Source organism: Nocardia sp. bgisy134, from assembly GCF_057708325.1.
Genome location: NZ_JBYIRW010000004.1, coordinates 1 through 25,453 on the forward strand (window position 1 = coordinate 1; position 25,453 = coordinate 25,453).

General features: G+C 68.1%; 24 protein-coding genes and 1 pseudogene. 11 read left to right on the forward strand and 14 right to left on the reverse strand.

Features of this window, described 5'->3' with window-relative positions:
• Nucleotides 1–675 precede the first annotated feature (675 nt).
• Both AC3ERS_RS08920 and AC3ERS_RS08925 read left to right on the forward strand, forming a co-directional pair.
• Nucleotides 676–1,392: an SDR family oxidoreductase gene (locus AC3ERS_RS08920; RefSeq protein ID WP_431965424.1), complete on the forward strand. Its 717-nt coding sequence runs from the start codon at nt 676–678 to the stop codon at nt 1,390–1,392.
• 20 nt (nt 1,393–1,412) lie between these two features.
• The gene (locus AC3ERS_RS08925; protein ID WP_431965426.1) at nt 1,413–1,874 is read left to right on the forward strand and encodes a hypothetical protein; all 462 of its coding nucleotides are present in this window, start codon (nt 1,413–1,415) and stop codon (nt 1,872–1,874) included.
• Between the two features lie 12 nt (nt 1,875–1,886).
• Here the strand turns inward: AC3ERS_RS08925 and AC3ERS_RS08930 are convergent, their stop codons facing one another.
• The 4 genes and pseudogenes from AC3ERS_RS08930 to AC3ERS_RS08945 all read right to left on the reverse strand — a co-directional run bounded on the left by AC3ERS_RS08930 (nt 1,887) and on the right by AC3ERS_RS08945 (nt 5,347).
• The gene (locus AC3ERS_RS08930) at nt 1,887–2,495 is read right to left on the reverse strand and encodes an HAD family hydrolase (protein ID WP_431965428.1); all 609 of its coding nucleotides are present in this window, start codon (nt 2,493–2,495) and stop codon (nt 1,887–1,889) included.
• Nucleotides 2,496–2,569: 74 nt separating this feature from the next.
• Nucleotides 2,570–4,123, reverse strand: a complete 1,554-nt coding sequence (locus tag AC3ERS_RS08935) for an alpha/beta hydrolase (protein WP_431965430.1) — start codon at nt 4,121–4,123, stop codon at nt 2,570–2,572.
• A gap of 238 nt (nt 4,124–4,361) precedes the next feature.
• Nucleotides 4,362–4,892, reverse strand: a pseudogene (locus AC3ERS_RS08940) (aminotransferase class I/II-fold pyridoxal phosphate-dependent enzyme); the annotation flags it as partial.
• Nucleotides 4,889–5,347, reverse strand: coding sequence for a cupin domain-containing protein (locus AC3ERS_RS08945; RefSeq protein ID WP_431965432.1), 459 nt, complete (start codon nt 5,345–5,347; stop codon nt 4,889–4,891). The pseudogene AC3ERS_RS08940 and the gene AC3ERS_RS08945, both read right to left, overlap by 4 nt.
• A 360-nt stretch (nt 5,348–5,707) precedes the next feature.
• Here AC3ERS_RS08945 and AC3ERS_RS08950 point away from each other — a divergent pair, with 360 nt between their 5' ends.
• Complete coding sequence (locus AC3ERS_RS08950) at nt 5,708–7,099, forward strand: phenylacetate--CoA ligase family protein (RefSeq protein WP_431965434.1); 1,392 nt, start codon at nt 5,708–5,710, stop codon at nt 7,097–7,099.
• 101 nt (nt 7,100–7,200) lie between these two features.
• Here AC3ERS_RS08950 and AC3ERS_RS08955 read toward each other — a convergent pair whose 3' ends face one another.
• On the reverse strand, nt 7,201–7,629 hold the full coding sequence (locus tag AC3ERS_RS08955; protein WP_431965436.1) for an organic hydroperoxide resistance protein: 429 nt from the start codon (nt 7,627–7,629) through the stop codon (nt 7,201–7,203).
• A gap of 241 nt (nt 7,630–7,870) precedes the next feature.
• Between AC3ERS_RS08955 and AC3ERS_RS08960 the strand changes: the two genes are divergently transcribed.
• Complete coding sequence (locus AC3ERS_RS08960) at nt 7,871–8,548, forward strand: winged helix-turn-helix transcriptional regulator (protein ID WP_431965438.1); 678 nt, start codon at nt 7,871–7,873, stop codon at nt 8,546–8,548.
• Between the two features lie 211 nt (nt 8,549–8,759).
• Here AC3ERS_RS08960 and AC3ERS_RS08965 read toward each other — a convergent pair whose 3' ends face one another.
• From AC3ERS_RS08965 to AC3ERS_RS08985, 5 genes are all read right to left on the reverse strand, one after another.
• Nucleotides 8,760–9,578 (reverse strand): SGNH/GDSL hydrolase family protein, encoded by an 819-nt coding sequence (locus AC3ERS_RS08965; protein WP_431965440.1) that lies wholly within the window; start codon nt 9,576–9,578, stop codon nt 8,760–8,762.
• A gap of 147 nt (nt 9,579–9,725) precedes the next feature.
• The gene (locus tag AC3ERS_RS08970; protein ID WP_431965442.1) at nt 9,726–11,576 is read right to left on the reverse strand and encodes an acyl-CoA dehydrogenase; all 1,851 of its coding nucleotides are present in this window, start codon (nt 11,574–11,576) and stop codon (nt 9,726–9,728) included.
• Nucleotides 11,573–12,709, reverse strand: coding sequence for an FAD-binding oxidoreductase (locus tag AC3ERS_RS08975; protein WP_431965444.1), 1,137 nt, complete (start codon nt 12,707–12,709; stop codon nt 11,573–11,575). Before AC3ERS_RS08975 ends, AC3ERS_RS08970 begins: the two co-directional genes overlap by 4 nt.
• Before the next feature lie 15 nt (nt 12,710–12,724).
• Nucleotides 12,725–14,212, reverse strand: a complete 1,488-nt coding sequence (locus AC3ERS_RS08980) for a phytoene desaturase family protein (protein ID WP_431965446.1) — start codon at nt 14,210–14,212, stop codon at nt 12,725–12,727.
• Nucleotides 14,209–14,625, reverse strand: coding sequence for a nuclear transport factor 2 family protein (locus tag AC3ERS_RS08985; RefSeq protein ID WP_431965448.1), 417 nt, complete (start codon nt 14,623–14,625; stop codon nt 14,209–14,211). The genes AC3ERS_RS08980 and AC3ERS_RS08985 overlap by 4 nt, the downstream gene beginning before the upstream one ends.
• Before the next feature lie 121 nt (nt 14,626–14,746).
• Here AC3ERS_RS08985 and AC3ERS_RS08990 point away from each other — a divergent pair, with 121 nt between their 5' ends.
• The 3 genes from AC3ERS_RS08990 (at nt 14,747) to AC3ERS_RS09000 (ending at nt 17,569) form a co-directional block, all read left to right on the forward strand.
• A complete protein-coding gene (locus AC3ERS_RS08990; RefSeq protein ID WP_431965450.1) occupies nt 14,747–15,310 on the forward strand; it encodes a PadR family transcriptional regulator in 564 nt (187 codons plus the stop codon).
• A 274-nt stretch (nt 15,311–15,584) separates the two neighbouring features.
• Nucleotides 15,585–16,472 carry a patatin-like phospholipase family protein gene (locus tag AC3ERS_RS08995; RefSeq protein WP_431965452.1) on the forward strand — a complete coding sequence of 296 codons (888 nt, stop codon included), beginning with the start codon at nt 15,585–15,587 and terminating at the stop codon, nt 16,470–16,472.
• Between the two features lie 287 nt (nt 16,473–16,759).
• Nucleotides 16,760–17,569 (forward strand): class I SAM-dependent methyltransferase, encoded by an 810-nt coding sequence (locus AC3ERS_RS09000; protein WP_431965454.1) that lies wholly within the window; start codon nt 16,760–16,762, stop codon nt 17,567–17,569.
• A 310-nt stretch (nt 17,570–17,879) separates the two neighbouring features.
• Here AC3ERS_RS09000 and AC3ERS_RS09005 read toward each other — a convergent pair whose 3' ends face one another.
• Nucleotides 17,880–18,716, reverse strand: coding sequence for an SGNH/GDSL hydrolase family protein (locus AC3ERS_RS09005; RefSeq protein WP_431965456.1), 837 nt, complete (start codon nt 18,714–18,716; stop codon nt 17,880–17,882).
• Nucleotides 18,717–19,084: 368 nt separating this feature from the next.
• On the opposite strand from AC3ERS_RS09005, the gene AC3ERS_RS09010 reads away from it, so the two are divergent.
• Together AC3ERS_RS09010 and AC3ERS_RS09015 are read left to right on the forward strand one after the other, a co-directional pair.
• On the forward strand, nt 19,085–19,564 hold the full coding sequence (locus AC3ERS_RS09010; RefSeq protein ID WP_431965458.1) for an RrF2 family transcriptional regulator: 480 nt from the start codon (nt 19,085–19,087) through the stop codon (nt 19,562–19,564).
• 97 nt (nt 19,565–19,661) lie between these two features.
• The gene (locus AC3ERS_RS09015; RefSeq protein WP_431965460.1) at nt 19,662–20,867 is read left to right on the forward strand and encodes an MFS transporter; all 1,206 of its coding nucleotides are present in this window, start codon (nt 19,662–19,664) and stop codon (nt 20,865–20,867) included.
• A 242-nt stretch (nt 20,868–21,109) separates the two neighbouring features.
• Here AC3ERS_RS09015 and AC3ERS_RS09020 read toward each other — a convergent pair whose 3' ends face one another.
• Nucleotides 21,110–21,571 carry a VOC family protein gene (locus AC3ERS_RS09020; RefSeq protein WP_431965462.1) on the reverse strand — a complete coding sequence of 154 codons (462 nt, stop codon included), beginning with the start codon at nt 21,569–21,571 and terminating at the stop codon, nt 21,110–21,112.
• On the reverse strand, nt 21,568–22,155 hold the full coding sequence (locus AC3ERS_RS09025; protein ID WP_431965464.1) for a DinB family protein: 588 nt from the start codon (nt 22,153–22,155) through the stop codon (nt 21,568–21,570). Before AC3ERS_RS09025 ends, AC3ERS_RS09020 begins: the two co-directional genes overlap by 4 nt.
• Nucleotides 22,156–22,223: 68 nt before the next feature.
• Here AC3ERS_RS09025 and AC3ERS_RS09030 point away from each other — a divergent pair, with 68 nt between their 5' ends.
• Together AC3ERS_RS09030 and AC3ERS_RS09035 are read left to right on the forward strand one after the other, a co-directional pair.
• The gene (locus AC3ERS_RS09030) at nt 22,224–23,216 is read left to right on the forward strand and encodes a helix-turn-helix transcriptional regulator (RefSeq protein WP_431965466.1); all 993 of its coding nucleotides are present in this window, start codon (nt 22,224–22,226) and stop codon (nt 23,214–23,216) included.
• Nucleotides 23,217–23,497: 281 nt separating this feature from the next.
• Nucleotides 23,498–23,899 carry a hypothetical protein gene (locus AC3ERS_RS09035; protein ID WP_431965468.1) on the forward strand — a complete coding sequence of 134 codons (402 nt, stop codon included), beginning with the start codon at nt 23,498–23,500 and terminating at the stop codon, nt 23,897–23,899.
• On the opposite strand, the gene AC3ERS_RS09040 is transcribed toward AC3ERS_RS09035, so the two are convergent.
• Nucleotides 23,896–25,320 (reverse strand): amino acid permease, encoded by a 1,425-nt coding sequence (locus AC3ERS_RS09040; protein WP_431965470.1) that lies wholly within the window; start codon nt 25,318–25,320, stop codon nt 23,896–23,898. The genes AC3ERS_RS09035 and AC3ERS_RS09040 overlap by 4 nt on opposite strands.
• Between the last annotated feature and the right edge of the window lie 133 nt (nt 25,321–25,453).

Below are 25,453 nucleotides of genomic sequence, written 5' to 3' on the forward strand. Positions count from 1 at the left end.
AGGATCGGCGACCGCAGCCTTTGCCGGACGGATCGACCGTCCCTGGAATTTGGTACGAACATCACCGCGTGGTCACAGAACCAACGTGAATCAAGTGCGCTGTCCCAGATGTGAACGTGCCGCCGGTTCGAGCCGTTGCCGCTCGGCGGACCGTTAGCCGATTGCCAGTACGCATGGGTGGATCGCGTCACGAGCTGAGCACCTGACTTGGTGGTAGCAATGTGGTCGAAGACCGATCTGGGGACATCCGTCCGCGCCGGACCCCGTGTCCCGGGTCCGCGGACCGATGTTGGCGGTTCGACCACTGCCCAACCGATCAACCACGATCCGCGCTCTCGCCGCGCCGAATCATGGGGCTGCTGTAGGGAGTACGGGGAGGTGACATCGTCGTCTCCCTCCCCATACGCGGGCATTTGGGGAGTGTGTAACCGACATCTCACCCCGGCCAGCAGCGCCACCTCCTCGCGCCGCAGCCCTGGCACCTGCCGTCGCACGCCGACGGGCAGACCGACATCGCGCGGTCCCACGCCAGCGCGCGCCTGCCGCAACAACGCGGCGAGCTCGATGCGGTCCATGACCCGATGATGCCGGACATCGGCGGCGGCGGGGTGGTACGGCCGATCCCAGGACATGGCGGTCCTGGCGCGCAGCGCGCCGCGCGGACACGCTCGGATCGTGAAATCCACCACGATCGCCCTGGTCACCGGGGCCAACAAGGGATTGGGCCGGGAGACGGTGCGCAGGCTGGCCGGACTCGGATGGCGCGTCTTCCTCGGCGCAAGGGACGCCGAGCGCGGCGAGCGGGCGGCGACCGAGCTTGCCGAATCGGGTCTCGACGTCGAATTCGTCGAGCTGGACGTGACGGCGTCCTCCGTAGCCGCCGCCGTCGAGTCGGTCCGCGAGCGCGCCGACCACTTGGACGTGCTCGTCAACAACGCGGCGATCGGCGGCACTCTCGCCGCCCCGCCGGACTGCGTGGCCGCCGACTTCCGAGAAGTGTTCGAGACCAACGTCTTCGGCGTCGTCGAGGTGACCCACGCCTTTCTGCCGCTGCTGCGCGCGTCGCCGCACCCGCGAATCGTCATGGTCTCCAGCGGCATTGGATCGCTGACCCTGACTTCCGATCCCACCCGGCTGGAATCCACTCTGCTCGGCCTGCCCTACCCGTCGTCGAAGTCCGCGCTCAACGCGATCACCTCCCAGTACGCGCGGGCGCTGCCCGATTTCCGGGTCAACGCGGTCGATCCCGGCTATACCGCAACGGATTTGAACAACAACACGGGCGTGCAGACCGTTGCCGAAGGCACCGACGCCGTCGTGCGCCTGGCCTCCGGCGAACCGGGCGGACCCACGGGCGGGTTCTTCGACCGGCGCGGGCCGGTCCCTTGGTGAGGCACCGCTAGGATGCGCGCATGCATGTGCGGAAGTCGCGACGGCCGGACACGGTGTTCCGATCGATGCGGACGACGCTGGGAGTAGCGGCCGCCTGCCTGATGCTCGCCGTGATCTGCGTGGTCGCGATCGTGACCGGCACGGCGGTGATCGCGGGGAAGATCGGCGCACTGGTCTTCCTTGCGATCGGCGCCGAGATGGCGTGGTCCGGGCTGCGGCGCAGGCCGGATCTGGTCATCACCGACGAGGTCGTGGAACACCGGGCGTTCGGCCGGATCGCGTGGTCGATGGTGGATCACGTCCGGGTGCGCCGCTGCCCGAGCGGCGACGCCATCGATCTGGTACTCACACACCCGGATCAGGAGTTGGCGATCGCCACCGCGCCGTCGATTCCCATGACCTCGCTCTCGGTCCCGCTGCTCCAGGTCACCGAGGCGATGCGCAGGCACCGGCCGCACCTCGAGATCACCGCCGCCGACTGACCCGCCGCGCGCTCAGGCGGCCGCGTATTCGGTGAGCCAGGACGGGAATTCGGTCAGGTCGCCGAGAACGATGTCGGCTCCCGCCGCGCGCAGTTCGGCGGCGTCGCACGGTCCGGTGGTGACACCCACCGCGAACGCGTCGGCGGCTTTGGCGCCGCGCATGTCACCGGCGTGATCGCCGACGTAGACGGACGCACCTTGCGCGCGCAGCGCCTCGGCCTTGCCGGTGGACCACAGCCCGCCCGCCAGGTGGTCGATCCGCCAGCCCAGCTCGTCCAGATGGAGCTGCGCGTGCGGCTGGTACTTGCCGGTCACCACCATCAGCCGTCCGCTGCGCGCGGCCACCGCGGCCAGGGCCGCGGCCGCGCCGGGCATGGCGGGGATGCGTGGCACCACGTCCGGATACAGCTCGCGGTAGCGGGCGATGAGGGCGGGAATGAGCTCGTCGGGGGCGCCCGCGTCGGCCAGCAGCAGATCGAGCGGCGGGCCCAGTCGCTGCACGAAGTCGGCGCCGCGCAGCGGCAGCTGGAATTCCGCGGCGACGGTGTCGATGGCGAAAGAGACTCCCGGTCGCGAGTCGATCAGCGTCATGTCGAGGTCGAAACCGACGGTCCAGGTCACCCATCGACTCTAGAGGGGCGCGGCGGGACCGAGTCCGCCGGGAGCGCTGAAAGGGGAGGTGCGCGCGGGCCCGGTCAGTTCGTGCAACGGGTCCCGTCCGGGGGCAGCACGCCGTCGTAGAGGTAGGCGACGACGATGGCGTCCACGCAGGAGGAACCGTTGTCGAAGGCGATGTGACCGTCGTGTTCGTTGATCACGAGCACGGCGTCGGTCAGGGTGGCGGCGACGTTCTCGGCGTCTTCGAGCGGGGTGGCCGGGTCGCCGCTGTTGTTGAGCAGCAGGATGGGCGGCGCACCCGCCGCGTCCACGCCCTGTGACTTCTGCGTCGGCGGCACCGGCCAGAACAGGCACAGCGGGGTGCTGAACACGCGGTTCGCGCCGAACAGCGGTGACTGCCCGGCCACCCATTCGGCCTCGCGCGCCAGTTCCCCAAGGATCACGTCCTCGGACTTGGACCGCCACGCGTTCGGGTCGTCGTCGAGGCATTCCACGGCCCAGAACGCCGGATCCGACGAGCTGTAGCGCCCCTGGTCGCGGCCGACGTAGAGGTCGGCCAGCTCGGCGAGCCCGGTGCCGTCACCGCGCAGCGCGTCGGCGAACGCGCGCTCGAATCGCGGCCAGTAGCGTTCGTCGTAGGTCGCCTGGAAGATGCCGAGCAGCGCCAGATTGGAGCCGACTCTGCGGTCGTCGGTGGTGCGGATGGGCTCGGCGTCCACCCGGGCGATCAGGTCACGCAGCCGCCGCATGGCGGCGTCCGCGTCGTTGCCGACGGGGCAGTCCGTGCGCTGCGCGCACGCGTCGAGCATGGTGCGCACCAAGCGATCTCGCGGCGAGAGCTCGCCCGGTGCCGGGGTGCCGGACACGTCGAGCGCCTCCCACCGGTCGGTGGGCAGGCTCGGATCGTCCACGGAGTCGAGCACCATCCGACCGACCCGATCCGGGAACCGCTCGGCGTACAGCTGCCCGATCCGGGTGCCGTAGGAGAAGCCGAAGAAATTCAGCTTCGCCTCGCCGAGCGCCGAACGCATGATGTCCATGTCGCGCACCACGAACTCGGTGCCGACGAAACCGAGCAAGGTGCCGGTGTTGCGCAGGCACGCGGTGGCGTAGCGGCGGTGCGCCTCGGCGACCGACCGGCGGCCCGTGTCGTCGACCGGGGTGAAATCGGTGGCCAGGTAGTCGTCCATCGCGCGATCGCTCAGGCACTGCACAGGCGCGGTCCGGCCGACGCCGCGCGGGTCGAAACCGACCAGGTCGTAGCGGATGCGGAACTTGCGCAGACCGGTGTCCCGCGGGTCGAGCGCGGAAAGGACGTTCTCGTAACCGGATTCGCCGGGACCGCCGGGGTTGCTGGTGAGCACGCCGAGGCGCCGGGCGGGATTGGCGGCGCGTAAACGCACCAGCGGCATGGCGATGGCCGCAACTCCAGGGTGGTCGTAGTCGACAGGCACGCGGATCTCCCCGCAGTCCGCGCCCGGGTATCCGGCGCACGGCGCCCAGTCGATCCGCTGAGCCTCGTAATCCTGCAGTGTGGGCAGCGGGGCGGGGGAAGGCGTTGCCCGGCCATCCACCCTCGGCCCGATCACGCAGCCCGAGATCAGCAATCCCACGGCCGCAACCACGGCCACCAGTCCGCACCGATTCGCTCGCACTGTCGTCCCCCGATCCTCCGCGACGTCCTCCGGCGGATGTATCGCCGCGGCCACCGCGAATTGACGGCGAGCCCCTCTCGAAGATAGCGAGAAAGCGGCGATCCGCGTGGGTCTCAGCGCATCTCGGTGCCGGGGCCTGGTCGATCCAAGAGGTTGTTGCCGTTCGGTCAGTGCACGAAAGGGTCGAAGCGGCGCCCGGTGAGCTGGGCGGGGAGGGGATGAAGACCACCCCGGCCTCCCGCGCGGGCTGCGCGAGCGCCACGGCGTCGAAATCGGCGGGGCCCTCGATCCAGACGAACATGCCGCCGTCCGGGTCGGTCCAGGAGAAGCCGTCGGGGAAGTGCCGTTCCAGCGCGGTCGTGACCGCGTCCATTTCGGCGGCGTACACGGCGATGATGTGGTCCAGATGCGCGGATGCCGTTGCACTGTCGAGGAATTCGGCGGCGATCGCCTGGTTGAGGACCGAGGTCTGCATGTCGATGCCCTGTTTCAGGGCCAGCACCGGTTCGACGAGCTGATCCGGCAGCACGGTGATGCCGATGCGCAGCGCGGGGGCAAGGGTTTTCGACAGCGACGTGATGTAGACGGTGCTGTCGGGCGCGTAGAACCAGAACGCGGGCAGCAGCGCGGGGTCCGGCGCGCCTACGCCGAACGAGATCACCGTGGGATGGCGCGCCTGCGCGGCGAAGAGGTCATCGATCTGTCCGCTCGGGGCCGCCGCCCCTCGTTCGACGGTGACGCTCACGCGTGTGCCGGGGCGAGTTCCCGCCGCAACCGCGCGGCGATGTCGGCGGCCGCGATATCAGATTCCGGCGCCAGCACCAGATCGTCGCTGAAGAGCGGATCGGTGCGGATGTCGACGGCCGTCAATTCCTCGGTGTCGCTGAGGTTCACCGCCACGTGCACGACGCCCGCGGGGATGTAGGGGAATTCGCCGGGACCGTGCAGCTGCGGCGTCAGTTCCGGGCCGACCAGCGTCGCCGCTCGCCCCTGCAGGCACAGCACGATGGTCTCGCTGTGGGCGTGGTAATGCGCCCAAGCCACCTTGCCCGGCGCCATGGTGATCATGGCCGCCGAAATTCCCTCGGCGCCACAGGTTTCCGTCGTCACGCACGGGATCAGATGCTGGCCGTGCCTGCTTACCGTCATCGCGTGGTCCGCAGCGGCGATCACCCGTGCTGTCTTGAAGACATCGTTCATCGAAGCATTTCCCCAACATCAAGGCCGGTCGGTATGAGCCCGAACGTAAGTCATCCCGAGGTCCGGGGGAGAAGCCTCCCGACCCCGATTTCATCGGGCATTCGGCAGGACTTACCTCGGCGCAGACGGACGTTCATCTCGCGAGTGATCAAGATCAAATTCTCGGCGCCGCAAACATCAGCGCTACGAGCGGAACACGGCGACTGGAGCGGGCGGCCGCCACAGCAATGTCGTGGCATGCCAGACCGCCGCGACCACGGAGCGCGCGAACGACGGCGATCCGCGTGGATCTCCACGCGCGGCAGCGTCCGGCGGTACGTTGGTCTCCGACGCAGGTTTCGCCTCGCGGAAGGGCCGGAGATGGATTCGGATCTGCAGCAGCGGCTCGTGGCGTTGTTCCAGCGAACGGCGACGACCGTGCCAGCCTATCGCGCCTTCCTCGACAGCCACGGCATCGACCCGGCGTCGGTCGCCGACGCCGCGGGATTCGCGCGAGTTCCGCTGATCACCAAGGAGAACTACCACCACCGCTATCCGCTGCCGCAGCGGTGCCGGGACGGCGATCTCGGCGCGTGCGATCTGATCGCGGTGTCGTCCGGCTCGACGGGGACGCCCACCTTCTGGCCCCGTTCCGCCGCCGACGAAGCGGCCGCGACCCGGCGCTTCGAACAGGTTCTCGTGCACAGCTTCGACGCCACCCATCGGCGCACCCTCGCGGTGGTCTGCTTCCCGCTCGGCACCTGGGTCGGCGGTCTCTACACGCTGTCCTGCCTGCGCGGGCTGGCCGCCGAACTGGCCATGACGATTGTGGCACCGGGCAACAACAAGGCCGAGATCCTGCGCGTGGTACCGGAACTCGGTCCGCACTTCGACCAGGTGGTGCTGTTCGGTTATCCACCTTTCCTCAAAGACGTTGTCGACACCGGCCTGCACGACGGCGTCGACTGGTCGCGCTTCGCGCTGAAGCTGGTGTGCGCGGGCGAGGTGTTCAGCGAGCAGTGGCGCGATCTGATGGGCAAGCGCGCCGGGCTGGATCCGGTCCGCGACGTCGCCGCGCTCTACGGCACCGCGGACGGCGGCGTGCTCGGCAACGAAACCCCGCTCAGTGTGCGCATCCGGCGGTTCCTCGCCGAGCATCCGGGTCCGGCGCGGGAACTGTTCGGCGGCGAGCGACTGCCGACCCTCTTGCAGTACAACCCGGCCGACCGCTACTTCGAAACCGTCGACGGCACACTGGTGTTCACCGCCGATTCCGGTGTGCCGCTGATCCGCTATCACATCGCCGACGACGGCGGCGTCATCCCGCACGAGCGTCTGGTGGAGTTCTGCAAGGCGCACGGCTTCGAACCGGAGGAGGAGACCGGCCCGGATCTGCCGTTCGTCTTCGTCTTCGGCCGCGCCATCCACGCCGTCTCGGTGTTCGGCGCCAACGTCTTTCCGGAGACGGTGTCGCTCGGGCTGGAGCGGGCGGAGATCAGCGACTGGGTCACCGGGAAGTTCGTGCTGGAGGCGTGGGAGGACGCCGACCGCGACCGGCTGCTGCGCATCACGGTCGAGCTCGGGCCCGACGAGCCGAACACCGCCGACCGCACCCGGCTCGTCGCTGTCGCGATCCGTGACGAATTGCTCACGCACAACAGCGAATACGCGAACTACGTGCCCGCCGAGCGTCACCTGCCGCACGTCGAGCTGCGCCCGGCAGGCGACCCGGATTACTTCCCGGTGGGAGTCAAGCACCGCTACACGCGGTGACCGGGCCGAGATTCACACCCGTGCCAGATCGATCCGCCGAGCGGATTCCTACCGAAGACGCCTCAGCTCGATAATCGAGGCCGCCACAGCGCCCGACCTGATCACAGCCGGGTGCCGTTGACCACCAGCGCCACATCGATGTTGCCGCGCGTGGCGTTGGAGTACGGGCAGACCTGATGGGCCATCTCGACCAGCTCGATCGCCTGCTCGCTGGTGACGGAGGGTAGCGAGATCCGCAGTTCGACGCCGAGTTCGAAGCGGCCGCCGTCGATCGGGACAAGTGAGACCGATGAGTCGATCTGTGCGTCGTTCGCCTCGAGCTTGCCGCGCTGCCCGAGCAGGGCCAGTGTTGTGCCGAAACAAGCGGCGTACCCGATCGCGAAGAGTTGCTCGGGGTTTGTGCCCTCACCATCTCCGCCCAGTTCCTTGGGCTGGCGCAGGTCCAGATCCAATCGCCCATCGGATGTGCGCCCGTTGCCGTTCCTGCCGCCGGTGACGCGTGCCCCAGCCGTGTACAGCGCAGTGGCCATCGTTGAACTCCCTTCCTAGGTAACGCAATAGAACTTCTCACTTCTAAAATAGGAAGTCAATAGATCAATGTTTGGAAATGCCTAGTGGCGGAACGAAAATGCGGAGGATCGGCTACTTGCTGCCGACACGTGACCAGTCCGTACCGGGTGTGCATGAACCGAGGACGCCTGTCGTCCAGGCCGGCGGGCGGAGGCAGCTCAGTCATTCAAGAACGAGAAGCGCGAAGTTTAGAGTGATGAAGTGGATCAGCGAACATACAACCAGTACTGCGCGACCGCGCGCACCCTCGATCTCGTCGGCGAGCGCTGGACGCTGCTGCTGATCCGCGAACTGCTGACCGGACCCAAGCGATTCAGCGACCTGCAGGCAAGCCTTCGCGGCCTCGGCACCGGTCTCCTCGCCGCCCGCCTGAAACATCTCGAACGCGAGGGGCTGGCCCACAAGATCACCCTCCCGCCGCCCGCCCGCACCCCCGCATACGCCCTGACCGACGCCGGCGAGGAACTCGAGCCCGCGATCCTCGCGCTGGCCAGGTGGGGTCTGAAGTGGGCGATGGGCGCACCGCGCCCCGCCGAAACGTTCCACCCGGGCTGGGCGGTCCTCGGACTGCGAGCCTGCTTCAACCCGCAGGCCGCCGTCGGACTCCGCGCGGTGTACGAGGTCCGCATCGATGACGAAGTCTTCCACGCCCGCGTCGATGACGGAACGATCGAAACGCTGCACGGCCCCGCCCAGTACCCCGACGCAGTCATCACCATCAGTGAGTCCGCGTTTCTCGACCTGACCAGCCAGGGCCTCACACTCGCCGAGGCGGTCGAAACCGGTGCCGCATCCGCGAGCGGTGACAGCGAGGCTCTGCGCAGGATCAAAGGGCTGTTCCGTCTGCCGCCACCACGCGCCCGAAAGGCAGACGAGTAGACCATCGACAACCAATTCTCGCGACGGCGCACGGATTCCGTCGGGGGTGCACGGATACCTCGATCGGCACAGTCGCGCCGGCGGACGGCAGGCCGAGCGCGATGAAAAGGCGAGGTTGACCAGGACTCTCGCGGTGCCGAGGGCCGTCAGTGCCGAGAGGGCGGTGACGCCGATGGCGGTGATCGCCAGGCCAAGTCGCCGCCGCCCTCGATCACGGCCGGGGTCGGTCGGCGGTCGCGGGGCCCAGGGTGTGCGTGCGGTCGCGAACCGGTAGCAGGTCGGGGCGTTTGGCGGTGCGGCCGTCGCCGGACGAGCGCCCGGTCAGCCTGCGGCCCAGCCAAGGCCCGAGAAAGGTTGCCGCCCAGCGCAGTTCGCTCGCCGCGGTGGACAGCGTGCCGCGGGCGGGCAGCGGCGGGTGCAGGGGTTCGGTCCAGCGGTCGTCGGCGCCGGGCAGTCGCAGCGCGTAGGCCAGGGCGTCGGCGATGCGCTGATGTCCGAGCGGGCCCGCGTGCAGCCGATCCGTGCTCCACAGGCGGGGGTCGGTGACGACGGGGTAGGGGGTCGTATCGGCGACGACGACGCCGTGCCGTTCGGCGGAGGCGCGGATGCGGTCGTTCATGGCGGTGACTCTGGCGCTGATCGGGCGCGCGAGCGGGGTGATTCGCGCGGCGTCGGGGAAGGTCAGCGTGGCCACGACCGCGCCGTGGGCGGTGAGCGCCGCGAACATGGCGTCCAGGTGCCCGGCGACCTCGTCGGCGTCGAATCCGGGGCGCAGCAGGTCGTTGAACCCCGCGACCACGGTGGCCAGATCGGGGCGCAGTGCCAGTGCGGCGTCGAGTTGTTCGGCGTGCACCTGATGGGCGAGTTTGCCGCGGACGGCGAGGTTGGCGTAGCGCAGGTCCGGGTCGATCGCGGCGAGCCGTTCGGCGAGTCGGTCGGCCAGACCGCGCACTCCGGTCCGGTCATCGCCGTCGCCGACGCCTTCGGTCTGGCTGTCGCCGAGAGCAACGTATCGCGAATAGGCGGTCATGCGGCACGCGCCGTCAGGTGCGGATGGTCGGCAAGCATGGCAAAATAGTAACTTACTCAATTATTTGCCTAAAGGATGGCTGTCACGGACTTCCCGTCGGCCGTCGGTGGGTGGAGCCGATCGCTCCACCCACCGACGGCTGCTCGCTCAGAAGGCGGCTTCGCCGAGCTTCATCACGTCGCCGTCGAGGTTCGACAGCACGGCTCGGGTGGCCGACAGCATCGGTAGCACGGTGCGGGCGAAGAACCGCGCGGCCGCGATCTTGCCCCGATAGAACGGCACGTCCGGTCCCGCAGTGCCCGCTCCGGCCAAGGCCGCGGCGGCGATCTCCGCCTGGTGCAGCAGTTGCCAGCCGATGAGCAGATCACCGACCGCGAGCAGGAATCGCACCGAACCGAGCCCGATGAGGTACAGCTGAGCCGGATCCTGCTGTGCCGCCATGAGGTGTCCGGTCAGGGCACCGGCCATGGCCTGGACGTCCTGCAAGGCCGTCTCCAAGAGTTTTCGCTCGGACGCGAAGTCGTTTGCGCCGTTGTCGACGAACTTCTGGATCTGTCCCGCGAGGTGCGTCAACGCCACACCCTTGTCACGAATGATCTTGCGGTAGAAGAAGTCCTGAGCCTGGATGGCGGTGGTGCCCTCGTAGACGGAGTCGATCTTGGCGTCGCGAATGTATTGCTCGAGCGGGTAGTCCTGCAGATATCCCGAGCCGCCGAAGGTTTGCAACGATTCACCGAGGTACTGATAGGCGCGTTCGGAGCCGACACCCTTGACGATCGGCAGCAGCAGGTCGTTGACGCGCGCCGCGATATCCGCGTCGGCGCCGGAAACCCGTTGGGCCACCAGTGGATCCTGGTGTGCCGCGGTGTAGAGGTACACCGCGCGCAGCCCTTCGGCATACGCCTTCTGGAGCATCAGCGAGCGTCGGACGTCCGGATGGGCGATCACGGGCACGCGCGGCGCGGTGGGGTCGCCCATCCGGAGCAGATCGGCGCCCTGTATCCGGCTGCGCGCGTAGTCGCGGGCGTGCAGATAGCCCGTGGACAGTGTGGCGATGGCCTTGGTGCCCACCATCATTCGCGCGTTCTCGATGATGCGGAACATCTGCGCGATGCCGGTGTCCCTTTCCCCGATGAGCCAGCCCTTGGCCGGGATGCCGTGCCCGCCGAAGGTGAGTTCGCAGGTGGCCGAGACCTTCAGTCCCATCTTGTGTTCGACGCCGGTGACGAACACGCCGTTGCGTTCACCGAGTTCGCCTGTCTCCGGGTCGAAATGGAACTTCGGCACGAAGAACAGCGACAGGCCCTTGGTGCCGGGCCCCGCGCCTTCGGGACGGGCCAGCACCAGGTGGGCGATGTTGTCGAACAGATCGTCGGAGTCGCCCGAGCTGATGAACCGCTTGACCCCTTCGAGATGCCAGGACCCGTCGGGTTGGGCGATCGCCTTGGTGCGCGCCGCGCCGACGTCGGATCCGGCGTCGGGTTCGGTGAGCACCATGGTGCCGCCCCAGCCGTTGTCGACCGCGGCGCGCACCATGCGCCGCTGCTCGTCGCCGCCGTGGTGGAACAGCGCGGCCATGCTCGGGCCGAGCGCGTAGATGAAGGCGGCGGGCTGGGCGCCGACGATCATCTCCGCCAGCGCCCAGTAGAGCGCCCTCGGCACGGGAGTGCCGCCCAGTTCCGCCGGAACCCCGATCTTCTCCCAGCCGATCTCGCGCAGCGCCCGGTAGCTGCGCTTGAACGACTCGGGCAGCGTGACCGAGTGCGTGTCGGGGTCGAACACCGGCGGCTCGCGGTCGGCGGCGGCGAACGACGCGCTCAGCGGACCTTCGGCCACGCGGCGCATTTCGGCGAGCATGGCGCGCACGGTGCCGGTGTCGAGGTCGCCGAACGCCTCGTCGTCGAGCAGTGCGTCCAGGCCGAGGACCTCGAACAGGTTGAATTCGAGATCGCGGAGATTGCTGCGGTAGTGGCTCGGGCTGGTGTCGCTCGAGGTCACAGGTCGAGCTCCACATCGCTGATCGGATAGGCGACACAGGAGTGGGTGTAGTCGAACTGCGCGTCGGAGAGGCGGAGTTTGGCCTCCTCCGCGGTGTGCACCTGGCCTTTCACGACGCGCACCCGGCACAGGCTGCATTCGCCGGAACGGCACGCCGCTTCGGGGCGAAGGTTGTTGTCCTCCAAAGCGTCCAGCAGCGGACGGTTGCGCGGTGTACGGAAGGAGGCACTGCCGACGGTGACGGTGACCTCACCGGCCGGATCCACCCCGGCGGGCCAATGCGGTTGAGCGGTGGGGTCGTTCGGAGCGCCGTTGGCCTCGAAGCGGATTCGCTTGCGCGCTTGGCCGAGCTCGGTCAGCTGGGCGAGGGCGTAGGGGTAGAGGGCCTGGGGGCCGCAGACATAGACCATCCGATTGTCGAGGGCGCCCGCGAGGGAGCGGATGGTGTCCGCGGTGAGAAAGCCGGTGGCGCCGATCCATTCGGCGTCGGGCTCCGCGATGACGTGGTCGACGTCGATGCCGGGGTGCGCGGCGGCGAGGGCGTCGAGCTCGGCACGGAAGATGACATCGCCTGCGTCGCGGGAACCGTAGATCAGGTGGAAGATGCGGTCCAGGCCCGCCTCGGCGATCTCGCGGATCATGCTCATGGCGGGCGCGACACCGGAACCGCCCGCGAGGAAGACCACATCGTTGCCATGGAAGAGCGGGTTGAAGTGGAAGGTGCCCATCGGTCCTGTGCTGGTGAGCACCTGACCGACCTGGACGGTGTCGATGAGCAGGTTGCTGATGCGGCCGCCCGGCACCCGGCGCACGGTGAGGTCGTAGTGATCCAGCCGGGTGGGACTCGACGAGATGGCGTACGGGCGGCTGGTGCCGTCGACGAACAGGTTGACGTACTGACCGGCCAGGAACGGTGGCAGCGCGGCCTGGTCGTGGGCCTGTAGCCGGAACGTCTTGGTGGTGGCGGTCTCGTCGATGATCTCGGCGACGACCAGCTGCAGCCGCTTGGGGTGGTACGCGTCTATCGTGGCCCGAGTCTCGGCGAGGTAGTCACGAGTGTCGGGGATGCGGGAGTCGATCTCGGCGAGGATCTCGGCCGCGCCGTCGAATCGTTCTGCGAGAGGGTGTGACATCGGAATCCTCAGGGGTCAGGCGGCTTTGGTGCGCAGGAGACGGCGGGCAACGCGAGCGCCCGCTTCGAGGGTGGGTTGGAAGCCGCCGATTCCGGACCAGGATCCGGCCATGTGCAGTCCGGGAACGTGGGTCCGGCGTTCGCTGTTGCGGAACAGCCAGCCCTCGGTGGAGTCCTGGTCGTAGCCGTAGATGGCGCCGCCTGGGTGGCCGAGGTAACGCGTCATCGTCAGCGGTGTCGCGACGTCGACCTCTTCGATCGCGTCCCGGATGCCGGGGGTGATGTTCTCGCACAGGTCGAGCAGGGTCTCGGCGTAGGCGAACTTGGTGCGCGCGTACTCCGATGGGGCGACGTTCTTCCAGATGTCCGCGTATTGCAGCGTCATCAGGCTGACGTGGGTGGCTCCGGAGGGCGCGAAGCCGATCGGCGCGACATCGTAGGAGCTGACGCAGATTCCGCGCGCGGGCTCGAACGACCGCCACGCGTTGTAGGTGCGGTCGTCGTCGGTGTCCATGTTGACGAAGGTGGTGCTGGTGGTGAACCCGAGTTCGGCGGGGGAGGCGTCCAGGCCCATGTGCAGCACGAAGCCGGACACGCCGATTCGCCTGGTGGCCAGGTCGTCTCGCACCGCGGCGGGCAGGTCGATGCCCTCGAGCATGCCGTAGGTGGTGGGTAGCGAGGCATTGGAGACCACATCGGTCGCGGTGACCTCGGTGCCGTCGTCCAGTCGCACACCGAATGCTCGCCCGCCCGCGGTGAGGATGGCCTCCACGCCGGTGTTGAAGCGCACCTCGCCACCGGCGGCGAGGAAGGTGTCCAGGATGGCGGTGGACATGGCCTGCGAGCCGCCGCGCACGTGCCATGGCTTGAACTCGAAGTAGGCGAACAGCGTCAGCGCCAGGTCCTGGAACCGCAATTTCGACGGCGGCTGCCCGAGATAGGTCCAGTACATGCCGAGCGCGACCTTGATGCGGTTGTCGTCGAAGTACTCGTCGAGCACATCCTTCAGCGGACGCAGCCCGTACTCGAACAGCACCGGGTCGATCTGTTCGACCGGCATGCCACGCATGGCGGCGATCTGCCAGAAGGTCACCTGCTTGAGCAGTTCGAAGAACTTCGCGGCCCGATCCCGGTTGCCGGGGAACTCGGCCTCGATGGCGTCGACGGCGGCATCCCAATCGGCGGGCAGGGTCAGATCCAGCTGACCGGGAATCACCGCCCGGTAGAGGTCGTGCTCCTGCACGAACTCCAGTTTGTCTGCGATGCCGAGTTGCTGGAACAAGCCCTCGCGCAACGAGATCGGCTGACCCTCGACGCCCACGCCGGACAGCTGGTGCAGCGCCACCTCGAACTCGAACCGGCCGCGGCGGAACGAGGTGCCACAGCCGCCGGGGATATTGTGCCGCTCCAGCAGCAGGGTGCGCGCGCCCGCACGCTGTAGCGTCGCCGCGGCGGTCAGGCCGGCATTGCCCGCGCCGATGACGATGGCGTCGTAGTCGGTCATGCGCCGGTCGCCTCTCGCTGGAGCTGCGCGGTGGCCTCGGCCTTGATGCGCTCGAACTGTTCGCCCATCCGCGCCGCCAGTGCCTGCGCCGCGGAGAGCGGGCGCACCATGACCATGAAGTCGTCGATCTTCCCGTCTTCGTCGAAGTGCAGGAAGTCGCAGCCGGTCAGCTGCTTTCCGTCGACCTTGGCCTCGAACACGAACGCGTGGTCGCGACCGTTGGCGTCGGCGATCTCGCGGACGTAGTGGAAGTCCTCGAAGACCCGGATCACCGCGCGCAGGATGGCCGCGGTGATGGCCTTGCCCGGGTACGGCTTGAACGCCACCGGACTGGTGAACACCACGTTGTCTGCCAGCAGCGCCTCGATGGCGGCGTCGTCGCGAGCTTCCACGGCTGCCCGGAAGGGATGCATATCCCACCTCTCATGGTCAATTAGTTGACTAATTATTGGAACCGTAGTCCGCATTATCAGGCATGTCCAGGGGTATCCGGACAAATATTTGAATAATCTCCCTTGGTGGTAGCCTAGGTGGATGGCGCTACGAAACGCGGTATTGGCCGCCCTGCTGGAGGGCGAGGCATCCGGCTATGACCTGGCCAAGGGCTTCGATGCCTCGGTGGCCAATTTCTGGATGGCCACGCCTCAGCAGCTCTACAAGGAACTGGAACGGATGGCGGCCGAAGGTCTCATCGAGACCCGGGTCGTGCAGCAGGAACGCCGTCCCAACAAGCGGCTGCACGCCATCACCCCGGCCGGGCGGGCGGCGCTGCACGAGTTCATCGCCGAGCCGGCCAAGCCCACCGCCATCCGCGATGAGCTGATGGTGAAGGTACAGGGCATGGACGCCGAGGACGCCCCGGCCGTGCGCGCCACGGTGTCCGACAAGCTGGCCTGGGCACAGGCGAAACTGGAACGATACGAACGCCTCCGCGCCCGGCTGCTCGATGGACGCAGCGAACAGGCGTACCTGGCCGAGGCCGATCGCGTCGGCCCCTACCTCACGTTGCTGCGGGGAATCTCGTTCGAGCAGGAGAACATTCGCTGGGCGGAGTTCGTGCTGTCGGTGATCGATCGGCGGATCGCCGCGCACGTGTAGCGCTCTCGCGCACAAGACTGTGCCGCCGACCGGATTTCCGGTGGCGGCACAGTCGTTTTCAGTGCGCGGTTTTCGCTGGGTCTTGGGTTGGCCTCGCGGCGGAGTGGACCGTTGCCTGGCGAGCGCGACCTGACCGGTGTCGTGCGTTCAGGTGCTTAACCCTCCAGGGGGGTGAGCCCTCGCGGGTGCGGACACGGATGGGGCCGGCAGGGGTGGTCGATGCCCGGCGAGTTCGATGGCCTGCGACGATGGTGAGTGTCGTTAGGATCGCGGCATGGAGAGTCGCATTGTCGATCGAACGTCTGGTGAGTCCGTCCGGCGTTCGGTTGTTTTGGGTGGGGGCGGCGTCGTCGGGGCGGCGTGGATGGGGGGTTTGGCCGCTGAATTGCGCCGCCGTGGAATCGATTTGGGCTCGGCCGACTCGATAGTCGGCACGTCCGCAGGCGCGATCGTCGGGGCCGCGCTGATAGCGGGGCGGGATCTGGACTCGTTTGCCGACGATCCACGTCCCCCCGACAGCACGCAACCACCGTCGGTGTTGAAGCCCGAGCTGCTTGCCACCGTTTTCTCGGTGCTGTCGGACCGGACGTTGGATCGTGATACGGCGCGGCGCAAGGTGGGTCGACTGGCGATGGCCGAGGAGCCTGCGCAACCGGCGCATATCGAACCGATGGAGTGGCTGGTCGGCGGCAACGACTGGCCGGATCACAGGCTGCGGATCGTCGTCGTGGACGCGGCCAGCGGTCAGCGCCAGGTCTGGGACAGCGCTAGCGGTGTGCCGCTGGCGACCGCCGTCGCCGCGAGCCGTTCCCTTCCGGGAGCCTTCCCACCTGTCGTTGTCGGAGACCGCTACTACATCGATGGCGGGGTCTGGTCGCCCACCAACGCGGACCTCGCCGCGGACTCGGACGTCGTTCTGGTCGTTGAGCCGTTTGCGCACCGGGTCCCGCCCGCACTGGTTCGGGCCGAACTCGCGACGACGGTGGCCGATACCGTCGTGCGGTTCAGCCCCGATGCGGCCACGATCGACATATTCAATGCGTCCGCGACCGATCCGGACGTTCTCGCGAGCTGGTCGGAAGCGTTCCAAGCCGGCATTCGCCAGGCAGACGGCCTGGCACAGCAGTTGATCGACGCGGGCTGGTTGTCGCCGAAGCGTTGATACGCACCCGGGCCGCACGATTGGCTTCGCAGGTCGGGTGCTGGTACCTGGTCGTGCACCAGCTCTCCGGTCACCGTTCTACGCAATATCCACTGCCCCAACATATTTCATAACTCTTAGGCGGGGGTGCGCATATGACACCAGACGCCAACGGTCCGCCGTCTGATGCTGAGCCCGCCAAGCCGAAGGCGCGAGTTGGGCTGACGTCGTTGTGCATTCGATCACTTGGTCTCGTGAAACGACTCGATCCCTACTTCATCCTGGATCGCTCGGCTTAGTTTCCTATCATGACCGGGTCTTCGCCAACCTCTTCACCACGGAATTCGTATTACACGCTACCCAACGAATGGGATTTCGCTGACGAACGCCTTGCACTGCTGGGCGCAGCCTACGACCCGGAAAGCATCGCGCTTGCTCAGCGACTGGGCGTGGGTGCGGGATGGCGATGCCTGGAAGCTGGAGCCGGCGGCGGGTCGTTCGCGCGATGGCTATGCAGTGCCGCATTGCCAGGTGGTCGAGTCCTCGCGCTGGACGCTGACCCACGACACCTGACAGACCTGCCCGACCGTGGCGGCGAAGTAGCCCAGATCGACCTCGTCGCCGACGAACTCCCCGAAGGCGCATTCGATTTCGTCCACACACGATTCGTGCTGCTGCACATTGCCCACAGAGACATTGTTTTGCAGCGACTGGTCCGGGCGCTGGCGCCAGGCGGCGTTCTCCTGCTCGAGGAAGGCGACGGGCTCGGCGTCCTCAATGAAATGCCGGGCGCGTTCGGGGAGGTCTGGCGAGCCTTTGGACGTTCGACCGAGACCGCGGGTGCGGACCAAGCCTGGGCCCGGAACTTGCCCACACACCTGGACGCGCTTGGGCTCGTCGACGTCCACGCCGATGCGCAGATCCCGGTGTTTCGCGGCGGTTCGCCGATGGCGCGCATGTGGAACCTCACCTGGGCGCAGGTCCGCGAAACCTTGGTAGCGCTCGGGGTCTCACACAAGGTCATTGCCACTGCGCAGGCCGAGTTGCAGGACGAGCAGCGCTGGTTCTACGCCCCGCCCACGGTCCGCACATGGGCCCGAGCCCCCCGAAAGCCATAGGGGTGCACGACACCGGCCAGGGGTGGTGCCGACGGATCATCGACCGGAAGGATCGGCCAGCGACTGCCACGAATACACGACGGTTCAATACGCGCCCCTGCCAGTCCGGAACCCCCTTCGGCCCCCAGATGAGTCTTCGACCGAAAGGTATGCCCTGGCGATGTACGACACCTGAATGCCCGAACTCGACACCCCTCTCGCCGAACAGCGAGTACGCGCCCGAGTAGAACGCGCCAAGGTGCTGACCCGTGTAGCCCGTTCTCCTGGGCCGGTCAACGACGCCCGGCCCAGGAGCAACACCCCGTCGGTTTCAACCGCGGTGGATCGCCGCGAGAACGGCCTCGGCTTGGAAATCCGCACCGGCAGCATTCGGATGCAGCGGAAACGCGATCAGCCCCGGATTCCTGATCGAGAACGGGACAAACCCTTCGATGTAGCGCACCGTAGGCGCCTGGCACACGTCGTGGCCGACGCTCGGGGTGTAGACGTCGACCAACTCTGCGTTCGAAGCAGCCGCCTCGCGCGCCAGCATGTCGTTCAGCCGCGCCAATGTGTCGCGCAGGTAGACGACGTCGATGTCGGCCATCGGAATGAACGGCCGGCATCCCGTGCCGTCCACCGGCGCGACCGTGAGGTAGTTGACCACCAGAATCCTGGCCTGCGGCGATCGTTGCCCGATCTCGGCCAGCGCGGCGGCGATCTTCGGCGCGACCGCGGTGATGTTGTCCGCCATCCGGTCGACCCCGCCCCTGGTGTATTCGGCGACACAGCTGTCCTCCGGCGGCAGCACCGCGGCGGGATCGAGCGCCTTCGGATTCACGCACTCCGCCAGCAGCTCCTCCAAGCCGATGTCGTTGCCGCCGATGCCGATCGTCACCAGGTCGGTGGTCGCGGTCAGCCGATCGAACTGGGGCGGGTTGACCCCGAACGGCACTGTCTGCGGACCGGCCATATCCACGGTCCGCGCCCCTCCGCAACTCGCGTCACGGAACGTCTCGATCGCCAGCGCCGCCGCGACCTGATGCGGATAGTCCGTCGGCGACTGGTCGCATCTGACCGGCGTCGATTCCGTGTTGGGCGGTAGCCCGGTGAGGACATCGGCGGTGTGCGAATCACCCAGCGCGACATACTCGCGATAAGTGGTCACGTCCGCTCCGGCGGATGGTGCGCCGGTTATGCAGGCGGCGACGAACAGAGCAACGATTGCGGGGGTCGATCTGATTCTGATCACGGATGTTTGATAACCACACCGCCCCTGGTCGTTACCGATGTACATCACCTGGCGAACCCGACACAAGTGAACTAAATATCAAGCCGCACAATCGATCCGGAACTGGTGTAGCTGGAAGGTATCGCCGGAGACGATCGAGCCGACCGTGTGGTGCTACTGGCAGATCCAAGGCTCCGCTGACCTTCTCCCGCTAGCCCCGCGACCGAACAGGGTTGTTGCGTCTACGAGGCGGGTGGCTCACCCCCCTCGCGGAGCCATATTCGGGACATGTAATATCCCTATTCATGTTGATGAGCGAGGGGGTCGAGTGGGGCTTGCACTGCTGCATGGTGTTGGTGTGGCTCGATGACCGGGCGCCGATCTCGACCGCCAGGCTGGCGGAGATGTTCGAGCTGCCGCCGGAGTATCTGAAGAAGCGGCTGCAACCGCTGGTGCGCGAAGGGATTCTCGAATCCACTCCCGGATCACGCGGTGGATATCGGTTGGCGCGGAGTTCGGAACGCATCACGTTGATGGATGTCGTCGGTGCGGTCGAGGGGAGAACCGAAGCGTTTCGTTGCACCGAGATCCGCCGCCGTGGAGCCGGTTCGGCGGCGGCGAGCTCGGAATTCGCGAAGCCTTGTGGCATCGCAGGCGCGATGCGTCGCGCCGAGTTGGCGTGGCGCCGCGAACTGACGAAGCAGACCATCGCCGATCTGGTCGCCGACGCTCCGGCCAACGCGCCGACGCGGGCGCGGCGCTTCTACGAGCGCCTCACCGCCTAGCGGCGATCACCGCGTCTGCGAAAACCACCCGGCCTTCCGGCCGGGATTTCTTCGAAGGAGAACCGGGACAATGAGTATCCCGAATATGCAACTCCCGATGGGAACCGCACCTCGGATCGCCGAGTCGCCGAATGGGTTGCAGCGCACGGTGATTCTGGCGTTGGGCACCTTCGCCGTCGGCACCGATGCGTTCATCCTGGCAGGATTCCTTCCCGACATGGCCACAGCGCTGGGGGTGTCCACGGCGACTGCCGGTGCGGCGGTGACAGTGTTCGCGGCGGCCTACGCACTGTTGTCGCCGGTGCTGGCCACCGCGACCGCGCCACTGCCGCGCCGGGCCCTGCTGGTGACGGCGCTGGTGGTGCTCGGTCTGGCCAATCTGGGGTCGGCGGCGGCTCCGAGTTTCGCGGTTCTGCTGGCCACTCGGGTGCTGGCGGCGGTGGGTGCGGCGGCGTTCACCCCGAACGCCGGCGCGGTGGCCTCGGCCCTGGTGCGTCCGCAGGCGCGGGCGCGCGCGTTGGCGGTGGTCGTGGGCGGGTTGACGATCGCGACCGCGCTGGGCGTGCCGCTCGGTGATGCGATCGGGCAGTGGTTGGGTTGGCGTGCGGCCTTGGTCGCGGTCGCGTTCGTGTGCCTGCTGGCCGCGGCGGGAGTGGCGGTGTGGGTGCCGTTCGTGCCCGGAAATTCGCCGGTGCGGCTGGCCACCCGGCTGGCGGTAGTGCGAGACCGATCGGTGGCGAAGGTACTGCCGCTGACCGTGCTGGGCATGGGCGCGGCATACGTGGTCTACGCCTACAGCGTGCCCGCGCTGGCGGCCTCGGGCATCGACGCGTCCGCGACGGCCTGGGTGCTGGCGCTGTATGGATTCGGCGCGATAGCAGGCAATTCGGCATCCGGGTATGCCACCGACCGGTGGGGCGCGACCCGGGTGCTCACCGGCGGCTACGTGGTGATGGCCACCGCGCTGGGGCTCATGGGTACGCTGGCGGCCACTCACGTCAGGGCGGCGTGGCTGGTGGGCGTGCTCGCCGCGGCGTGGGGTGCGGCCAGCTGGTGCCAAACCCCGGCGCAGCAGCATCGCCTCATCAGCGCGGCCCCGCAGGAAGCGGGGTTGGTGGTGGCGCTGAACGCCTCCTGCATCTATCTGGGCATCGGTGCGGGCACGCTGCTCGGCGGTTTCACCATCGGGCACGGTGCGACCGCCATGTATGCCCTCGGCACCGCCTTGGCCCTGGTGGCACTGGCATACCTGCACATCACCGCGAGGGCGGCGGCAGCACCGCGTCCACGCCCGCTGAGATGACGCCTCGCCGTTGTCTGGCAACGACATTCAGTGCTCGACCTGAACCGTCGAACCGCGACGCCCGAGGCGGCGGTGGGCCCGGCCGAGGTGGTGACCGTCAAATGTCAAGGGCGGCGCGGTGGCGTGGGAACTGCTGCGCGCGGCAGCTCCGGCGCGATCGTCGCGCTGGAGCTGTCTGTGCGCCGCGGCGAGCTCGTCCGCACGCCTATCGCGCACGAGCCGCCGCTGACCGCGCGGCCGAGTCAGTCCAGGCAGAACTCGTTGCCTTCGGGGTCGGTCATCACGATGAAGCCCGCGCTCAGCGGCGGTTCGGGCTCGTGGCGACGTTCCCGTTTCGCTCCCAGCGCGACGAGCCGGTCGCACTCGGCCTCCAGCGCCGCCATCCGCTCCTCGCCTTGGAGCCCGGGAGCCGCACGGACGTCGAGGTGGACGCGATTCTTGGCGACTTTGTCCTCCGGCACCTGCTGGAAGAACAGTCGTGGGCCGTGCCCGTCCGGGTCCTCGATGGCCGATCTCGTATTGCGCAGCTCCGGCGGTACGCCGATACGAGCGAGGAACTCGTCCCATGCGGCCAGCGGGTCGGCGCCGGCGGGCAGGTCGACTCCAGGCGGCCCGGGGTGGACATAGCCCAGTACCTCGCGCCAGAACGTCGACAGCGCCTTCGGATCGTGGGCGTCGAAGGTGATCTGGAGGTGGCGGCTCATCGAGTTGCTCCGTTCGCGGTGGGTTGCGTGTGCAGGTAGAGGTCGCGCAGTAGACAGACCTCGGACAGGTGGTGGATCAGTTCGCGGTGGATGTGTAGCACCAGGTCGGCCATGGACGCCTCAGGATAGGGCTCCTTCGGACCGACCGGGAGCCGCAAACCGGCGTCGCCGAGGTTGCGTACCCCGGCGAGCCACACGCCGAGCTGGGTGTCGAGCTGGTCGAGTGCGGCGGCCGCGTTGCCCGCGTATGTCCAGGTTTCGTAGGACGCGGCCGGAGCGCCGAAGTGCGCCGCGTTGCGCGCGGCGAGCACGCCGACGATGACGTGACCGAGTCGCCACGCGATCGTGGTGAACGCCGCGGGACCCGGCCCGGGAACGGCGTAGTCGATCGTGAAGTCTCCGGCGCCCGCCTGCACGGGCGCGGTCGAACTGCCGCGCGGCCGCACACTCCAGGCGTCGGGCACCGGCGACCAGAAGTACTCGTCGTCGGTGAGACCGTCGAGCCTGCCGCGCAATTGATTGTCCCAGTGGACCACCCACTGCTCGCGCAGCGTGCGGTTCCATTCGAGTTGGTCTGCGTCCATGCGGCTACCCTGACATCGAAACCGGACAGCATCGGTCCGCTATCTCCGGGAGGCTTAGCGAGGTGGACATGGCAGGCAGCGACGAGCGGGGTACGACCGAGCGGGTGCTCACCTTGCTCGGGTTGTTGCAGCAACGCCAGGTGTGGACCGGCCCCGAGCTCGCCGACCGGCTCGGCGTCACGCCGCGCACGGTACGGCGCGATGTCGAACGACTGCGCACCCTCGGCTATCCGGTGCACGCCTGCCAGGGTGTCGGCGGCGGCTACCGGCTCGGACCGGGACAGGATCTGCCGCCGCTGCTGCTCGACGACGAGGAAGCAATCGCCACCGCCGTCTCGCTGCTCGTGGGTGCGGGTGGCGCGGTCACCGGCGCCGGCGACGCCGCGCTGCGGGCGCTGACCAAACTCGACCGGGTGCTACCCGCCCGGCTACGGCGCGAGGTGCGCGCGCTGGCCGACTCGGTCGAGTCCTTCGGCGCGGGCCGCACTCCGGTGGACCCCGAGGCGCTCATGACGCTGGCCAGAGCATGCCGCGACGAGGTCGAGGCCGGATTCGACTACCCGTCCGCCAATCGGCCGACGCGGCGGCGGGTCGAGCCCTATCGTCTGGTCGCCTCCGATCGGCGCTGGTATCTGCTCGCCTACGACCTCGATCGCGACGACTGGCGCAGCTTCCGTGTCGACAGGATGACCGATGTGGCCGCACGGACCTGGCGGTTCCGCGCACGCCCTGCGCCCGACGCGGCGACGTACGTGCAGGAGGGCGTGGCGAGTCGGGTCTACCCGCACCGGGCGCGCTTTCTCGTGCACGCGTCGGCCGACACAGTGCGCGCGCAGATTCCGGCGTCGGCGGCGGTCGTGCACCAGCGCGACGGCGAGCGCTGCGAGGTCGTCAGCGGGGCCGCCAACCTCGACGCCGTACTCATGCACGTGCTCCTGCTCGGGCACGCCTTCGAGGTACTCGACCCGCCGGAGCTGGCGACGCGCTGTCACGTGCTGGCGCAGCGGTTACGGACGGCAGGCGCGACGATCTCACCGATGCCGGACGTGCCGGGTACGTGAGCGGCGACGAGTGTGATCCGGGATCCCGATCCATACCGCCGCACCGGTTTTCGGCGACTTCCCGAGAGCTCCCGACACAGAGCGCTGCGACCGATGCGCCACCGGCAAGCCCTCGCCGAATTCCGTTGGAAAACGGTGTGATTCACGTGGAACTCTGGTTGCACTCGATGCCACGATGAGGGAAGGCCGCCGCGCGACAGCGGATCCGCATCGAGTGCAGAACGGCATCGCGTGTGCTTCGGCCCGCCTGCGCGCCGGAGATCGCTGGCACTGTGGACGCCATGACCCTCGGTTCCGACACCAAGATCCGCTCCATCGGCCTGCATCCCAGCCAGCTCGACTACAGCAAGCACGCCGGACTGGACGAAGCCGAGCTCACCGCGCGCGTCGAGGCCGGGACGGCGGCGCTGCGCGATTCGGGCCTCGACGTCGTGTCGTGCTCGGTTCCGGCCGATCCCGACGCGGCCGAGGACCTCGTCGAGAGCAGGCTCGGGGAGGCGACCTACGGGCTGGCGATGATCGGCGGCGGCGTCCGGATGCTCCCGGAGCAGACCTTGCTGTTCGAACGCATCGTGAACGTGCTGACCGAGTCGGCGCCCGGCATCAGGCTCTGCTTCAACACGTCCCCGGAAACGACGGTGGACGCATTGCTGCGCTTGGTGCAGCCCGCCGGGCGCGGCTAACTCGCAGGGCCTGCGGGAACGCGGGCCTGGGACGTCTCGGACGTGGCGAAGGTCGAATGCCTGCGTCCGTACCCGAGGTAGACCGCGACGCCGACCGCGACCCAGACGGCGAACCGCACCCAGGTCAGCACGTCGAGGGTGAACGCCATCAGCGCGCATCCGATCAGCGCGAGAATCGGCACCAGCGGCACGAGCGGGGTGCGGAACGGACGTTCCCGGTTCGGCTCCTGTTTGCGTAGCACCAGCACGCCGACGCACACGACCGCGAATGCCGACAGCGCGCCGATGTTCACCAGTTCGACCACGATGTCGATGGGCAGCAGTCCGGCGATGGCGGCGCAGCACACCCCGAGCACCAGCGTCAACCGCACCGGCGTCGAGCGCTTGCCGGTCGCGGCCAGCCTGCGGGGCAGCAGACCGTCGCGGCACATCGCGAAACTCAGCCGCACTTGGGCGTAGACGATGAGCAGCAGACCCTTGGTGAGCGCGATGACCGAGGCCACGATGATGACGTTGCCGATCCAGCCGATGTGCAGCGCGCCGAAGGCGGTGGCGATCGGTGCGCCGTTGTTCAGGGTCGGGAACGGGGCGACGCCGGTGAGCACGGCGCTGACGAGCGCGTAGAGCAGCGTCGCGATCAGCACGGTGCCGATGATGGCGAAGGGCACGTCGCGCTTGGGGTTGCGCGCCTCCTCGGCGGAGGCGGCGACCACGTCGAAACCGAGGAAGGCGAAGAACGCGATGGCCGCGCCGCCGATGACGCCGCTCCAGCCGAACGGCGCGAACGGGACCCAGTTGCCCAGGTCGATGTGCGGTGCGCCGACTGCGATCACCAGCACCAGCACGCCGATGGTCACCGCGACCAGCGCCTTGGTGATGCGTGCGGTGAGCGACACTTCGCCGACCAGCACGGCCACGATCGCGGCGATGATCAGCACCGCGGGCAGGTTCACCACCCCGCCCTCACCGGGCCCCGCGGTGATGGCGTGCGGCAGCGTGATGCCGAACATCGAGTCCAGCGCCGACACCGTCGTCCCGGACCAGCCGATCGCCACGGCCGCGCCCGCGATGACGAATTCGAGCAGCAGATTCCAGCCGACCAGGAACGCGGGACCTTCACCGAGCGTGGCGTAGGTGTAGGTGTAGGCGCTGCCCGAGACCGGGACCATCGCGGCGAGCTCGCTGTAGCACAGCGCGACGAGCACGCAGACCAGACCGGCCAGTCCGAAGGACAGCACGATGGCCGGTCCCGCCTTCTCCGCGGCCGCCACGCCGGTGATGACGAAGATGCCCGCACCGACGATGGTGCCGACGCCCATGGCGGTTAGGTCGACCCGCCCGAGGCTCCGTTTGAGCGCCACGCCGGACGGGTTCGAGTCGGGCGTGCGGCGGCGCCACCGTTGTTCAGCTGCGCGGGTCATCGATTTCCTCTCGGGGCGTGGTCCACCCCAGTACGAAAAATGGATCCTCGGCTCGGCCTTCGTGGGCCGGAGCCGGGGATCCATTCTCGTGGGTGCCGCGACGGCAGCGATAACCGGGGGTTTGCAGGCGCTG